Annotated in this window: 12 protein-coding genes; 10 read left to right on the top strand and 2 right to left on the bottom strand. The window is 65.2% G+C overall.

Annotated features, from left to right (window positions below; genetic code table 11):
* The first annotated feature begins 478 nt into the window (after positions 1-478).
* The gene (locus tag E8F11_RS11875; protein WP_280289033.1) at positions 479-1204 is read left to right on the top strand and encodes a response regulator; all 726 of its coding nucleotides are present in this window, start codon (positions 479-481) and stop codon (positions 1202-1204) included.
* A 35-nt stretch (positions 1205-1239) separates the two neighbouring features.
* Positions 1240-2856 carry an ATP-binding protein gene (locus tag E8F11_RS11870; protein WP_280289032.1) on the top strand — a complete coding sequence of 539 codons (1617 nt, stop codon included), beginning with the start codon at positions 1240-1242 and terminating at the stop codon, positions 2854-2856.
* 275 nt (positions 2857-3131) lie between these two features.
* On the opposite strand, the gene E8F11_RS11865 is transcribed toward E8F11_RS11870, so the two are convergent.
* Positions 3132-3854 (bottom strand): 4'-phosphopantetheinyl transferase superfamily protein, encoded by a 723-nt coding sequence (locus tag E8F11_RS11865; protein ID WP_280289031.1) that lies wholly within the window; start codon positions 3852-3854, stop codon positions 3132-3134.
* Positions 3855-4298: 444 nt separating this feature from the next.
* Here E8F11_RS11865 and E8F11_RS11860 point away from each other — a divergent pair, with 444 nt between their 5' ends.
* The 3 genes from E8F11_RS11860 to E8F11_RS11850 are packed head-to-tail and all read left to right on the top strand — an operon-like array spanning position 4299 to position 7018.
* Positions 4299-4904, top strand: coding sequence for an outer membrane beta-barrel protein (locus E8F11_RS11860; RefSeq protein ID WP_280289030.1), 606 nt, complete (start codon positions 4299-4301; stop codon positions 4902-4904).
* 60 nt (positions 4905-4964) lie between these two features.
* Positions 4965-5642 carry a response regulator gene (locus E8F11_RS11855; RefSeq protein WP_280289029.1) on the top strand — a complete coding sequence of 226 codons (678 nt, stop codon included), beginning with the start codon at positions 4965-4967 and terminating at the stop codon, positions 5640-5642.
* Positions 5643-5671: 29 nt separating this feature from the next.
* Positions 5672-7018: an ATP-binding protein gene (locus tag E8F11_RS11850; protein WP_280289040.1), complete on the top strand. Its 1347-nt coding sequence runs from the start codon at positions 5672-5674 to the stop codon at positions 7016-7018.
* 138 nt (positions 7019-7156) lie between these two features.
* Here E8F11_RS11850 and E8F11_RS11845 read toward each other — a convergent pair whose 3' ends face one another.
* Positions 7157-8155, bottom strand: coding sequence for an AraC family transcriptional regulator (locus tag E8F11_RS11845; RefSeq protein WP_280289028.1), 999 nt, complete (start codon positions 8153-8155; stop codon positions 7157-7159).
* A 324-nt stretch (positions 8156-8479) separates the two neighbouring features.
* Between E8F11_RS11845 and E8F11_RS11840 the strand changes: the two genes are divergently transcribed.
* The 5 genes from E8F11_RS11840 (at position 8480) to E8F11_RS11820 (ending at position 14963) form a co-directional block, all read left to right on the top strand.
* A complete protein-coding gene (locus E8F11_RS11840) occupies positions 8480-9775 on the top strand; it encodes a dicarboxylate/amino acid:cation symporter (RefSeq protein ID WP_280289027.1) in 1296 nt (431 codons plus the stop codon).
* A 233-nt stretch (positions 9776-10008) separates the two neighbouring features.
* Complete coding sequence (locus tag E8F11_RS11835; RefSeq protein WP_280289026.1) at positions 10009-11148, top strand: acyl-CoA dehydrogenase family protein; 1140 nt, start codon at positions 10009-10011, stop codon at positions 11146-11148.
* A 92-nt stretch (positions 11149-11240) separates the two neighbouring features.
* Positions 11241-12071, top strand: a complete 831-nt coding sequence (locus E8F11_RS11830; RefSeq protein WP_280289025.1) for an amidohydrolase family protein — start codon at positions 11241-11243, stop codon at positions 12069-12071.
* A gap of 52 nt (positions 12072-12123) precedes the next feature.
* Positions 12124-13761 carry an AMP-binding protein gene (locus tag E8F11_RS11825; RefSeq protein ID WP_280289024.1) on the top strand — a complete coding sequence of 546 codons (1638 nt, stop codon included), beginning with the start codon at positions 12124-12126 and terminating at the stop codon, positions 13759-13761.
* Between the two features lie 20 nt (positions 13762-13781).
* Positions 13782-14963 carry a CaiB/BaiF CoA-transferase family protein gene (locus E8F11_RS11820; RefSeq protein ID WP_280289023.1) on the top strand — a complete coding sequence of 394 codons (1182 nt, stop codon included), beginning with the start codon at positions 13782-13784 and terminating at the stop codon, positions 14961-14963.
* Positions 14964-15162 lie beyond the last annotated feature (199 nt).

Here is a 15162-nt window from a genome sequence, read left to right as displayed (position 1 = left end):
TCACGCTTCTTTGTGTCCTGGGCCGGCACCACTCGCGGATGGCGGATGGTGGGTGATTTACCGCATGTGACGCACCGGTGGTCGGGCTCTGAAAAAGCCTGGAGCGCTTGATTCTAATTGTGTCCGGTGGTACGCCCTCACCCCTATATGTAGGGGTTGGGCTCGATGGGGGTACAAGATAATGCGCTATTGGGGGTATTGCAAGGCGACCCACAACATCTAGCCTGTGGATAAGTTGTGGGTGATTTGTGGGTGACTCTTGAGTAACGGGAGCAAAGCCCCGGTGGCTCTAGGCTCTGCCGTTCGTCGCCGCCGAAATGCCTATTTTCAGGCCTTGGCGAAGCTGCAGAGGGCGTCGCAAGCTAACACAATATGTAGTGTTTTGGTTCGTATGTGGCATGCGCTGTGCTAACGGCCTCGCGTTGCTACAATGCGGGCCCTTTTTCGATGGTCCTGACGCTGTCTGCGGGAGTGCGTGGTGGAGCAAGAAGCCTGGCGAATTCTCATAGTCGAAGATGATCAGCGGCTGGCCGATCTGACGCGCGAATACCTGGAAGGCAACGGACTGCAGGTGGCCATCGAGTCCGATGGCGGCCAGGCGGTGGCGCGCATCCTCAAGGAGCGCCCGGACCTGGTAGTGCTCGACCTGATGCTGCCAGGCGAGGACGGCCTGTCCATCTGCCGCAAGCTGCGCGGCCGCTACGAGGGTCCGATCCTGATGCTCACCGCGCGCACCGACGACATGGACCAGGTGCTGGGCCTGGAGCTGGGCGCCGACGACTACGTGTGCAAGCCGGTGCGCCCGCGCGTGTTGCTGGCGCGCATCCGTGCCCTGTTGCGGCGTAGCGAGGCGGTGGTCGAGACGCCGGTGGTGGAGAACCAGCGCCGGCTGGAGTTCGGGCCGCTGGTGATCGACAACGCCATGCGCGAGGCTTGGCTCAACGAGCGCAGCATCGAGCTGACCAGCGCGGAGTTCGACCTTTTATGGCTGCTGGCGGTGAACGCCGGTCGCATCCTGTCCCGCGAAGAGATCTTCAATTCCCTGCGCGGTATCGAGTACGACGGCCAGGACCGTTCCATCGATGTGCGTATCTCGCGCATCCGCCCGAAGATTGGTGACGACCCCATGCACCCGCGCCTGATCAAGACGGTGCGCAGCAAGGGCTATCTGTTTGTAAGAGAGGCCGCCGAAGGATTGGCCTGAACTGCTTCTACGGGTACCATTTTTGAGCGACTGGCATGAACTCGATCTTCCTGCGTATCTATGGCGGCATGCTGGTGACCCTGGTGCTGGTGGCGCTGCTCGGCGTGTTCACCATCCACCAGGTCAACCAGGTGCGTTCCGACCAGTATCGCGAGAGCCTGGCCCGCGGCACCTTCCGCCTGATGGCGGACAACCTGCAACCCATGAATGAAGTGGAGCGCCGCCGCGCCGTGGTGCTCTGGGAGCGGCTGCTGGGCATCCCGCTCGACCTGGTGCCCATGGAGGGCTCGGGGCTGGACAGCAGCGCGCGCGGCCGCCTGGCCCGCGGCCAGGTGCTGGTGGAGGAAACCGGCCCCCATGCGGCACGGGTCTTCAGCCTGGTCAGCGTCGGCGAGCGGTTGATGCTCACGGGCGAGGTGGAGCAGATCAGCGAGCAGCTGGCGAGAGCCACCGTCTACCTGTTGATGGACGAGCTGGTGCGCTTCCCGGTCAATGTGCAGCCGCAGCGTCTTGCCTCCATCAAGGAGAACAAGCAGTTCGGCTTCGACCTGCGGCTGATCCCCTTGAAGGAAGCCGACCTCGACGCCGACCAGCGCCGCCGGGTGGACGAGGGCGATACGGTGATGGCGCTCGGCAAGGATGGCGATTCCATCCGCATATTCGCCGGCATGGTGGACACGCCCTGGGTACTGGAGATGGGCCCGCTGCACCAGATGAACCCCTATCCGCCGCAGATGCTGGTGCTGATCGGCTTCCTCGGCCTGACCCTGATCGGCCTCACCGTCTACTTCCTGGTGCGCCAGCTGGAACATCGCCTGATGGGCCTGGAGAGCGCTGCCACCGATATCGCCCAGGGCAAGCTGGATGCGCGGGTGCCGGCCAGGGGCGCCGACTCGGTGGGGCGCCTGGCTGCAGCTTTCAACGGGATGGCCGAGCAGTTGCAACGGCTGCTTACCCTGCAGCGCGAGCTGATTCGCGCGGTGTCCCACGAGCTGCGCACCCCGGTGGCGCGGCTGCGCTTCGGCCTGGAGATGATCGCCGACGCCGAAACGGAAGCGGCCCGGCGCAAGTACATGGACGGCATGGACGGCGACATCCAGGAACTGGACAAGCTGGTGGACGAGATGCTGACCTACGCCCGTCTGGAGCAGGGCTCGCCGGCCCTGCATTTCCAGCGGGTGGACCTGGATGCGCTGTTCGACCAGGTGATCGCCGAGCTTTCGCCTCTGCGTGCCAGCGTGCGCATCGAGCGCGGCCTGTGCCTGAACGTCGGCAGCGACGGCGCCTGGGTCGAGGCGGAGCCGCGCTACTTGCACCGCGCCTTGCAGAACCTGGTGAGCAATGCCATGCGCCATGCCGAATCACGGGTCCAGCTGAACTACCAGATCGGCCACAAGCGTTGCCGTATCGACGTCGAGGACGACGGCCCCGGCGTGCCGGAAAGCCAGTGGGAGAAGATCTTCAAGCCCTTCATGCGCCTGGACGACAGCCGCACCCGCGCCTCCGGCGGGCATGGGCTGGGACTGTCCATCGTGCGGCGAATCATCTATTGGCACGCCGGCCGCGCGCAGATCGGCCGCAGCGAAGCCTTGGGCGGGGCGAGGTTCAGCCTGGTCTGGCCAAGGCGGCAAAGTGAGGCGGAGACTCTCTAAGACGTCGGGGTAGACCTGCAGGGTGGGCTTGTTCTGTGGGGGCGAATTCATTCGCTAAGCAGGCCGAAGGCCTGCCTTGATAGACCTGGGGGCAGCTTCGCTACCCTTAGCGAATGAATTCGCCCCCACAAGTAGCCGTAGCCTGGATGAAATCCGGGAACTGGGCCCACTGGCTTTCCCCTGATTTCATCGGGGCTACGGTGTAGCAGATCGCAGGATGGGTTGTCCCGACCGGTAGGGTGGGAATCCGCGTGGCGGATTTCCACCAAGACGGCTCAGGCCGGGATTGCTACCAGGCTCAGCAACCGCCGCTGGAAATAGCAGTAGCAGCCATCCAGCTCCTTTCCCGCCGTCCATTCCGCCGATAGCTCGATCAACAGCCGCAGGCGCGCGCGTCCGCTGGTGGCGTCGCTGTCCAGCAGTTCGGCGTCGTGAAAGTAGAAGCGCTTCTGCACCAGCGGATAGAGCGCCTTGAACAGGCTCTCCTTGATGGAGAAGGTCAGGGTGATGCGCTCGGCCTGTTGCTCGGGTGAAAGGCCCTGGAGGCGCTGCAACTCGGCTTCGGTGAGGATTTCTTCCGCCAGGCGCAGGGCGCGGTCGGCGGCCAGGGGTTCTTCCAGGTCCAGGCCCAGGCCGCGCCACTGTTGGCTATCGGCCACCAGGGCGGTAGCCAGGCCGTGGCTGTGGCTGATGGAACCGGTGACGCCTGCCGGCCAGACCGGCGCGCGGTCGTCGCCCAAGGCGGGCACCTCGGGCCGGCCGGTCAGGTCAAGGAGGGCGGCGCGGGCGCAGAGGCGGCCGGCGAGAAACTCCGCCTGACGCTTGGCCACCGAGCGCTGGATATTGGCCGGTGCCGGGATGGCGCAGCGGGGGAAGTCGTCGGCGGCAAGCTGCGCTGGATCGAAGCGGCAGGAACGCATCGATACGCCCGGCAAGATTTCGGCGAAAGGCCAGGTGGCATCGAAGGCGCTGCAGCAGGCGGGGTGGTTCGAAGTCATGGCGGCATTCTGCCCGGCGCCGGCGGAATCGGCCAGCGATGCCGCCGTTTACAAATGTTTGCAAACAGCAAACAAAGCGAAACGGATCGCTGGCCATCCTTTTGCCAGACTAGCGCTGCGTTTCTTCTGGAACGCAGGTGAGGTTGTAGTCTGGAACCCTGGCAATTGCCGGTTCCGGACATTTTCTCTGAATTGAGTACGGGAGCCCGGATGGGCTCCCGTTTTTTTTTTGGAGAAGGCCTCGCGCGGAGGCTGCGGTGGAATTCCGCCACGCAGGTTTCCTCCCTACGGGTGCCTTGGACCGCGCTTTGCCGATTCAGCACGCTCGTTGAGCGATGAGAGAAACGTTCAGTATGGGTTCAGCAACGGTTCAGGGGCCGTTCAGCAGTGGCCGGGCAAGCTAGGTCCCGTGTCAGCCACTCCTAACACCCAGAGGACTACCTCATGAAACTTTCCCTGAACCGCATCGCACTGGCCACCACCCTGGCGCTGGCCGCTGCCGGCGCCCAGGCCGCAGACACTTTCGTTGGTTTGACCTGGGGCCAGACCAACAACAACATCCAGAAATCCGATTCGCTGAATGCGGCGCTCGACACGCCCCAGCTGGACAAGGTTATCCACAAGACCGGTACCTGGGGTCTGCGCGCCGGCAAGATGGATGACGCCGGCCGCTACTACATGACCTACGAAAACATTTCGGACAGCGACAGCGGCTACAAACTGCGCCAGCAGAACCTGCTCGGCAGCATTGACCTGTTCGTGCCGGTTGGTGATTACAACACCAAGCTGTTCGGCGGTCCGACCCTGGGCCTGGTCAAGCTGGAACAGGAAAGTCGTGGCTTCCGCCGCGACAGCAATATCAACTACGCTGCTGGCTTCCAGGCCGGCATGCTGCAGGACCTGAACAAGAGCGCGTCCATCGAAGTGGGTTACCGCTACCTGCGTACCAACGCCAGCACCGACATGGCGATGCACGGCGGGCCGCGGCTGGGGAGCGTGGACCTGCACAGCAGTTCGCTGGCCTATGTGGGCGCCAACTACAAGTTCTGATCAGGTTGCAGCTATCGGCCGGGCACTTGCCCGGCCGAGTCATTACAGGGAGAAAGTCGGATGAAATTGCTGGTCGTGGAAGACGAGGCGTTGCTGCGCCACCATCTCTCCACCCGTCTGGGCGAGCAGGGCCACGTGGTGGACGCCGTGGCCAATGCCGAGGAGGCGCTGTACAAGGTCGCCGAATACAACCACGACCTGGCGATTGTCGACCTGGGCTTGCCGGGAATGGGCGGCCTCGACCTGATCCGGCAGTTGCGCGCCCAGGGCAAGAGCTTTCCGATCCTGGTCCTCACCGCGCGGGGGAACTGGCAGGACAAGGTCGAGGGCCTGGCCGCCGGCGCCGACGACTATGTGGTCAAGCCGTTCCAGTTCGAAGAGCTGGAGGCCCGGCTCAATGCCTTGCTGCGGCGCTCTTCGGGTTTCATACAGCCCACCATCGAGGCCGGCCCGCTGCTGCTGGACCTCAATCGCAAGCAGGCGCAGATGGACGGCGATGCGCTGCAGCTCACCGCCTACGAGTACCGCATTCTCGAGTACCTCATGCGCCATCATCAGCAGGTCGTGGCCAAGGAGCGGCTGATGGAGCAGCTCTACCCCGGTGACGAAGAGCGCGACCCGAACGTGATCGAGGTATTGATCGGCCGGCTGCGCCGCAAGCTCGAAGGCGCCAGCGGGTTCAAGCCGATCGAGACGGTACGTGGCCAGGGCTACCTGTTCACCGAGCGCTGCCGATGACCCGTCGCTGGCGACAGGTCTACCGGCGCCTGGGCGCGTCGCTGCGGGTGCGCCTGATGCTCGGTGCCGCCGTGATGGCGGTGCTGTTCATGCTGGCTCTGCTGCCGGCGTTGCGCGGAGCCTTCGTCATCGCCCTGGAACAGTCGATCCAGCAGCGCCTGGCCTCCGACGCCAGCGCGCTGATCGCCGCGGCGCGAGTGGAAAGCGGTCAGCTGCGGATGCCGGAAAAGCTGCCCAACGAGGAATTCGACAACCTCGAAGCCCGCCAGCTGGGCTACATCTACGACAGCGAGGGGCAACTGGTCTGGCAGTCGCGTTCGTCGCGGGACGAGCGCATGGACTACCAGCCCCGCTACGACGGCCAGACCCATGAGTTCCTCCGCATTGCCGATGGCGAGGGGCGCGAATTCTTCGTCTACGACGTGGAGGTGGACCTGCTGCGGGGCCATAAGGCCGCCTACAGCGTGGTCACCATGCAACCCTTCAACGACTATCAGGGCATGTACGACGGCTTCGTGCAGCAGCTCTATTTCTGGCTGGGAGCGGCGCTGCTGGTGCTGCTGGGCCTGCTCTGGTTCGGCCTGACCTGGGGCTTTCGCAGCCTGCGGGGCCTCAGTGCCGAGCTGGACGAGGTGGAGTCCGGCAGCCGCGACAGCCTGAGCGACGAGCATCCCCGCGAACTGCTGCGCCTGACCAAGTCCCTCAACCGCCTGCTGGACAGCGAGCGCCGACAGCGTGAGCGCTACCGCCATTCCCTGGATGACCTGGCGCATAGCCTGAAGACGCCACTGTCGGTGCTGCAGGGCGTCAGCGAGGTGATCGCCAACCAGCCCGAGGCCCGCGAACAGGCGCGTGTGCTGCAGAACCAGGTCGAGCGCATGAGCCAGCAGATCGGCTATCAGTTGCAACGGGCCAGCCTGCGCAAGAGCGGCCTGGTGCGTCATCGCGCCGAGCTGGCGCCCTTGCTGGATACCCTTTGCGACGCGCTGGACAAGGTCTATCGCGACAAGCGCGTGCGGGTGGGGCGGGCGTTCGACAGCGGCCTGATGATCCCCATGGAGCAGGGCGCGCTGCTGGAGCTGCTCGGCAACCTGCTGGAGAACGCCTTCCGCCTCTGCCTCGGGGAGATCCGGGTGAGCGCCCGGGTGCAGGACGGCTACTGCGAATTGCGGGTGGAAGACGATGGCCCCGGCGTGCCGGTGGGCCAGCGCGAGCGCATCCTCAAGCGCGGCGAGCGCCTGGATTCCCAGCATCCGGGGCAGGGCATCGGCACCGCAGTGGTGAAGGACATCATCGAGAGCTACGACGGCGAACTCTTCCTCGAGGACTCGCCGCTGGGCGGGGCGGAGTTCAGGATTCGCTTTCCGTTGCTCTGAGCAGGTGAGCTAGTCGCTTTCCTTGTGGGGGCGAATTCATTCGCGAAGCAGGCCGCAGGTCTGCCCTGAGGGGCTGGGGCAGCTGCGCTGCCCATAGCGAATGAATTCGCCCCCACAGTTTTCCTGCGGCTGAACCGATCAGGCCTCCTGCGCCCGATACGCCCCCGGGGTCAGCCCCGTCCATTTCTTGAAGGCCCGGTGGAAGGCCGAAGGCTCGGAAAACCCGAGCTGTTCGGCAATGTCCTGGATCGACAGCTCGTCCCGGCCCAGGTGGTAGATGGCCAGGTCACGGCGCAGGTGGTCCTTGAGTTCCTGGAAGCTCGAACCTTCTTCCCGCAGGTGCCGGCGCAGGGTCTGCGGGCTGGTGTGCAGGTGCCGCGCTACCGCGTCCAGGTCCGGCCAGTTGCGGCAATCGCGACCGAGCAGGCGGCGGATCTGGCTGGTCAGGGTGTCGCCGCCGTCGGGACGGGCCAGCAGGTCGGCCGGGGAATGCTCGAGGAAATGCTTGAGGGTGCGTTCGTCCTGCAGCAGTGGCATGGCCAGGTAGCGAGCGTGGAAGCGCAAGCCGATGCGCGGGGCGTCGAAGCGGCGGTTGCTGGTGAACAGCAGCTCGTACTCGCTGGCGTGGGCCGGCTCGGCGTAGCTGAAGGTGGCCTCCTCCAGGCGGATGCGCTGGCCGATCAGCCAGCTGCCCAGGCGGTGCCAGATCACCAGCAGGCTTTCCACCAGGAAGTGGTCCGGATCCTGGAGCAGGGCGTCGTCCACCGTCAGTACGGCGAACTCGCCGTCGCGCTCCAGGGTGATGGGCGGTGCATCGGGGAACAACCCGTAGAAGAGGGTGCCCCGGCCAAGGGCCTTTTCCAGGGTGCGGCAATGGATGATGGCGTGGCACATCATGGCGAAGGTGCCGCGCTTGCTGGGTTGCAGGCCGAAGCCCATGAATTCGTCGTCCAGCGCTTCCCAGAGCACTTGCAGCAGCCGGGCGAACTGCTCGGGCGCCACCCGTGCGCGGGGTTCGTCCAGCAGGGCCGGCTGGATGCCGGCGGCGCGCAGTATGGGTACGCAATCCACGCCCTGGCGGGTGGCGCCGCGCAGGGCGGCACGGACGAAATGGCTGGCGATGGTGCGCTCGCGCATGGGGCTGTTCCGTGGTCCGGGGAGGCCGATGGTAGGTCCCTCGCCAAGGCGGCCACAAGGGCGCAAGTGGCGGAAATCCCCCCGGGGTCTTGGCGGAAATCCGCCCGCGAGGTGCTGCCAGATATTCGCGCGTATTTTCTAATTCATTGATTTTAAAGGATTTTAATTATTTATCAGGTTTGGCACAGGGCTTGCGATAGGGACAGTGCCGTCCATTCGACTGGACCGCACAACAACAAAAGTCTCCCGGACAGGGAGATATGTCGATCACGGTGACGCCGGACCGTACGGAACAGGTCGGGATCACTCGAAAGGAACACTGCCATGTCCCGCCAACCGTTCTACAAGAGCTTGTACGTCCAGGTCATAGCCGCCATCGCCATCGGTATCCTCCTGGGCCACTTCTATCCGGAAACCGGCGTCGCGCTCAAACCCCTGGGCGACGGCTTCGTCAAGCTGATCAAGATGGCCATCGCACCCATCATCTTCTGCACCGTGGTCAGCGGCATCGCCGGCATGCAGGACATGAAGGCAGTGGGAAAGACCGGCGGCTACGCGCTGGCTTACTTCGAAATCGTTTCCACCGTTGCCCTGATCATCGGCCTGGTGGTGGTCAATATCGTGCAGCCGGGTGTCGGCATGCATGTCGATCCGGCCACCCTGGACACCAAGGGCATCGCCGCCTTTGCCTCCGCCGGCGAACAGCAGAGCACCATCGCCTTCCTGCTCAACGTCATCCCCAGCACTATTGTCGGCGCCTTCGCCAGTGGCGACATCCTGCAGGTGCTGTTCTTCTCGGTGATCTTCGCCTTCGCCCTGCAGCGCATGGGTGACTACGGCAGGCCGGTGCTGGAGTTCATCGACCGCATCGCCCACGTGATGTTCGGCATCATCAACATGATCATGAAGGTCGCCCCCATCGGTGCCTTCGGCGCCATGGCCTTCACCATCGGCCAGTACGGCGTGGGCTCGCTGGTGCAGCTCGGCCAGCTGATGCTGTGCTTCTACATCACCTGCGTGTTCTTCATCCTGGTGGTCCTGGGCGGCATCGCCCGCGCCCACGGCTTCAGCATCCTGCGTTTCATCCGCTACATCCGCGAAGAGCTGCTGATCGTGCTTGGCACGTCCTCCTCCGAGTCGGCCCTGCCGCGCATGCTGAACAAGATGGAAAAGCTGGGCGCGAACAAGTCCGTGGTCGGCCTGGTCATCCCCACCGGTTACTCCTTCAACCTGGACGGCACCTCCATCTACCTGACCATGGCCGCGGTGTTCATCGCCCAGGCTACTGACACTCCGATGGACCTTACCCACCAGCTGACCCTGCTGGCCGTGCTGCTGGTCGCCTCCAAGGGCGCCGCCGGCGTCACTGGCTCCGGCTTCATCGTGCTGGCCGCCACGCTGTCCGCCGTCGGCACCCTGCCGGTCGCCGGCCTGGCGCTGATCCTCGGCATCGACCGCTTCATGTCCGAAGCCCGCGCCCTGACCAACCTGATCGGCAACGGCGTGGCCACCATCGTTGTCGCCAAGTGGTGCAAGCAGCTGGACGAAAACGCCCTGCAAAGCGAACTGGCCAGCGGCGGCAAGGCCGACGCGCCCGTCGCCCCGCAAACCGCTGCCTGATCGACGTATAGCTACAGCGTTCTCCTCCCGGTGAGGAGATTTCTCAAGCCCGGCCCCCGTAGCCGGGCTTTTTTTGTCCGCGATTTTTTCCTTGTGGGAGCGATTTCGATCGCGATCGGGCGCGCCAAACGCCTTGACCGATTGCGTCAATTGCCCTGAGCGCTTGCGTCATTGAGGGCGTCCGGCGCTGGCGCCTAACCTGCGGCACCACGTCGGCCCAGGGAGGCAACGCCATGCAGCGCATTCATTTCGAGACCGAACACAATATGTTCCGCGAGGCCTTCCGGTCCTTCCTGCAGAAGGAAGTAGTGCCGCACCAGGAAGAGTGGGAGGCCGCCGGCGTGGTCGACCGCAGCGTCTGGAAGAAGGCGGGGGAGATGGGCTTCCTGCTGCCCTGGGCGGACGAGGAGTTCGGTGGCGCCGGCCTCAAGGACTTCCGCTACGAGCAGATCATGGCCGAGGAGCTGGCCTACATCAACGAACCCGGCTTCATGATCCCGCTGCATTCCGCCCTCTGCGGCCCCTACATCGCCGAATACGGCAACGCCGAGCAGAAGGCGCGTTTCCTGCCGGGGATCATCCGTGGCGAAACCATCCTCGCGGTGGCCATGACCGAGCCCAGCGCCGGTTCCGACCTGGCGGGCATGCGCACTACGGCGGTGGACAAGGGTGACCACTTCCTCCTCAACGGTTCCAAGGTATTCATCTCCAACGGCCTGCTGGCGGACGTGGTGATAGTCGCGGCCAAGACCGACCCGGCGAACAAGCACGCCATGGGGCTGTTCCTGGTGGAGCGGGGCATGGAAGGCTTCGAGCGCGGGCGCAACCTGAAGAAGCTGGGCATGAAGAGCCAGGACACCGCCGAGCTGTTCTTCAACAACGTCAAGGTACCCAAGGAGAACCTGCTGGGCGACGCCAAGGGCGGCTTCTTCTACCTGATGAACATGCTTGCCCAGGAGCGCCTGACCAACGCCTGCGGCGCGGTGGCCGGGGCCGAGGCGGCGCTGCTGACCACTATCGACTACGTGAAGGAGCGCAAGGCCTTCGACCGGCCGGTGGCGACCTTCCAGAACACCCGCTTCAAGCTCGCCGAGATGCGCACCCAGATAGACGTCGCCCAGGTCTTCACCGACCGCTGCGTGATGGACCACAACCAGAAGAAGCTCACCCCGGAAGTGGCCGCCGAGGCCAAGCTGTTCACCACCGAACTGCTGTGCAAGGTGGTGGACGAGGGCGTGCAGCTGCACGGCGGCTGGGGCTACATGTGGGAGTACCCGATCTGCAGGATGTACGCGAACGCGCGCATCCAGCGGATCTTCGCCGGCACCTCGGAAATCATGAAGGAGATCATCAGTCGCGGCATGAAGCTCTGAGGCGGGCGAGTGGTGCGCATGGCGCACCCTGCAAATGTGCCCCGTAGGGTGCGCCGTGCGCACCTTGGACAGACACCATTGAGGCAATCGTCATGACCCACGCACAAGGCGCCATCGACGCCTGGGCCCAACTGGCCACCGGCCGCACCCGCGAACTGATCCCGGAAGCCGTGCGGTTGTTCGAGAAGTCCGGCACTACGGCCCTGCTCGACAAGGGCCTGAGCCCGGAGGAGACGGTGGCGGAGATGGACCGCGCCGGCATCGACAAGCTGATGGTCAGCGCCTGGTGCCGGCCCGAGCGCTGGGTCAGCACCAATGACGAGGTGGCCGAGTACACCCGCGACTATCCCGAGCGTTTCGTCGGTGTCGCCGCGGTGGACATGAGCAAGCCCATGGCCGCCCTGCGCGAGCTGGAGCGGGCAGTGACCGAACTGGGCTTCAAGGCGCTGCGGGTGGTGCCCTGGCTGTGGAAGCTGCCGCCCAACCACCGGCTCTACTATCCGCTCTATGCCAAGTGCATCGAGCTGGACATCCCCTTCTGCACCCAGGTCGGCCATACCGGGCCCTTGATGCCTTCGGAAACCGGCCGGCCGGTGCCCTACCTGGATGAGGTGGCGCTGGACTTCCCCGAGCTGCGCATAGTCGCCGGGCACATCGGCCACCCCTGGACCGAGGAGATGATCGGCGTCGCCTGGAAGCACGACAACATCTATATCGACACCTCCGCCTACCTGCCGCGCTACTACCCCCAGGCGCTGCTGCAGTACATGAAGAGCTACGGCCAGGACAAGGTTCTGTTCGGCAGCAACTTCCCGCAGCTTTCGCTTTCCCGCTGCATGGAGCAGGTGGCCGAGCTCGACCTGACTGCCGATGTGCGCGAGAAATTCCTCCACGCCAATGCGCGGAAGGTCTTCAAGCTCTAGAGTGGCGGGCCATCTGGCGTCGAACCGATAACAACAATAAGAGGGCTGTGGGATGAGCGAGCAACTGCCGCTGCAACGTTTCGCCCATTGGGTGGCGACCTGTCCGGACCGCGTCTGGCTGCGTCAACCGGTGGCGCGCACCTGGTACCCCGTCACCTGGCGCCAGGCCGATGACCAGGCCCGGCGCCTGGCCAGTGCCCTGCGCGAGCTGGGCTGCGAACCGGGCGACCGGGTGGCGATACTGGCCAAGAACTGCGCCGAGTGGGTGCTCAGCGACCTGGCGATCATGCTCGCCGGGCTGGTCAGTGTGCCGCTCTACCCGCTGCAGTCGGCGGAGAGCATCGGCTACGTGCTGCGCCACTCCGCATGCAAGGCCATCATCCTCGGCAAGCTGGACGGCGCCGAACACCTGGAGCCGGGCATCCCCGCGGACGTGGTGCGCATCGCCATGCCCTATCCGACCCTGCGCGCCGACCACGCCTGGGGCGAGCTGCTGGGCAGCCATGAGCCCTTGCGTGATGCCCATGAACAGCAGCCGGACGACCTGCTCAGCATCCTCTATACCTCCGGCACCACCGGCCAGCCCAAGGGCGTGATGCAGACGGCACGGGCCTTCGCCTTCGCCTCCAGCCGCTCGGTGGTGGAGATGGGCCTGGGGCAGGGCGACCAGTTCTTCTCTTACCTGCCGCTGTCCCATGCCGCCGAGCGTTTCCTGGTGGAAACCAACAGCCTCTATTGCGGCGGGGGCATCGCCTTCGTCGAATCCCTCGAGACCTTCGCCGAGGACCTGCGCGAGGTCCGGCCGACCCAGTTCTTCTCGGTGCCGCGCCTGTGGACGCGCTTCCAGCAGGGGGTGCTGGAAAAGCTGCCGCAGCGCCGGCTCGACCGCCTGCTACGCATCCCGCTGCTGGGCGCCCTGGTGGCGCGTCGAGTGCGCCGAGGGCTTGGCCTGGATCGTGCGCGGGTGCTGGTGAGCGGCGCCGCGCCCATCCCGGTGGCGCTGCTGGAGTGGTACCGGCGCATCGGCCTGACCATCTGCGAGGGCTACGGCATGACCGAAAACTTCGCCTACGGCAATTTCAACCGGCCGGGGCAGGTGCGTTTCGGCTCGGTGGGCCGGGTGATGCCGGACAACGAAGTGCGCATCGCCGAAGACGGCGAGATCCTCTATCGCAGCCCGGCACTGATGGCCGGCTACTACCTGGAGCCGGACAAGAGTGCGGAAACCCTGCGTGACGGTTGGTTGCACACCGGCGACAAGGGCGAGATCGATGCCCAGGGCTACCTGCGCATCACCGGCCGGGTGAAGGACATTTTCAAGACCAGCAAGGGCAAGTACGTGGCGCCTGCTCCCATCGAAGGCGAAATCGCCAAGAGCCACTGGGTGGCGCAGGTGTGCCTCATGGGCAGCGGCCTCGACCAGCCCCTGGCGCTGATAGAGCTGAGCCCGGCGGCCCGCGAGCAGGCGCGTGCGCGGGTGGAGGCCGACCTGCTGGCCACACTGGCGCAACTCAACGGCAACCTCTCGCCCCACGAGCGCGTCAGCCATTTGCTACTGGTGCGCGAGCCCTGGACCGTAGATAACGGCTGCATGACGCCGACCATGAAGATTCGCCGCAACGTGCTGGAGGCCCGCTACGCCCCGGCCGTCGAACGTCTCGATGCACGCCAGGCGCTGCACTGGGAATGACCAACAGATCAGGAGTCGCCATGAAAGGCCCGCTGTCTTCACTGAAAATCCTCGACTTCTCTACCTTGCTGCCGGGGCCGTTCGCCTCATTGCTGTTGGCCGACATGGGTGCCGAGGTGCTGCGGGTGGAATCCCCCAGTCGTACGGACCTGGTGCGGGTGCTGCCGCCCCATGACGGCGGCCAGTCCACCAGCCACGCCTACCTCAACCGCAACAAGCGCAGCATCGCCCTGGACCTGAAACGTCCGGAGGCAGTGGAGCTGGTCAAGCAACTGGTGCGTGGCTACGACATCGTCCTGGAGCAGTTCCGCCCGGGCGTGATGGACCGGCTGGGCCTGGGCTATGAAGCGCTGAAGGCGGTCAACCCGAAGCTGATCTACGTCTCCATCACCGGTTACGGCCAGACCGGCCCGTACCGCGACCGCGCCGGGCACGACATCAACTACCTGGCCCTGGCCGGCATCGCCAGCTACACCGGGCGCCGCGACAGCGGTCCGCTGCCGCTCGGCGTCCAGCTGGCGGACATTGGCGGCGGTTCCCTGCACGGCGTGATGGGCCTGCTGGCGGCGGTGATCCATCGCCAGGCCACGGGGGAGGGCCAGCAGGTGGACGTGAGCATGACCGACTGCGCCTTCGCCCTGCACGGCATGGCCGGCGCGGCCTACCTGGGTGCCGGTGTGGAGCCGGACATGGAGAACCAGGTCCTCAATGGCGGCAGCTTCTACGACTACTACCGCACCCGCGATGGCCGCTGGTTCTCGGTGGGCAGCCTGGAGCCGCAGTTCATGCAGCAGTTCTGCGCGGCGATCGGCCGGCCGGAACTGGCGGCCAAGGGACTGTCGCCCAAGGCCGAAGACCAGCGCGAGCTGAAGCGGGCCATCGAGACCGAGTTCGAGAAGCGCGACTACGCTGAGTGGCTGGACGTATTCGCGGCGCTGGATGCCTGCGTGGAGCCGATGCTGCCGCTGTCCGCGGCGGTGGAGCACCCGCAGATCAAAGCGCGTGGCCTGGTGGTGGAAGTGCCCCGCGATGGCCTGCCGCCGCAGCGGCAGATCGCCTGCCCGATCAAGTTCTCCACCGGGCTGCCGGCGCCGCGCCATACCGGTGGGGCGGTGGGCGCGCATACGGCCGAGGTGCTGGCTGAGCTGGGCCTGAGCGGGGAAGAGATCGAGGCGTTGAAAGCGGCGAAGGTGGTGGGGTAGGGCTGGGGCTTGATCGTGGCAAACCTTGTGGGGGCGAATTCATTCGCTAAGCAGGCCGAAGGTCTGCCCGTTGCTCCGAGCCACTGGGACCGCTGCGCGGTCCCTAGCGAATGAATTCGCCCCCACAGAAGAGCGTCAGTTCGTAGATACCATCTCTCCGATCAGATGCAACCGACCCTTTCAGGTCGGTTGCGGCTGA

The organism is Pseudomonas sp. BN417 (assembly GCF_029871205.1).
Classification (GTDB): domain Bacteria; phylum Pseudomonadota; class Gammaproteobacteria; order Pseudomonadales; family Pseudomonadaceae; genus Metapseudomonas.
The sequence above is the reverse complement of the archived record's forward strand: the minus strand, read 5'-3'. Positions and strand labels throughout refer to the sequence as shown.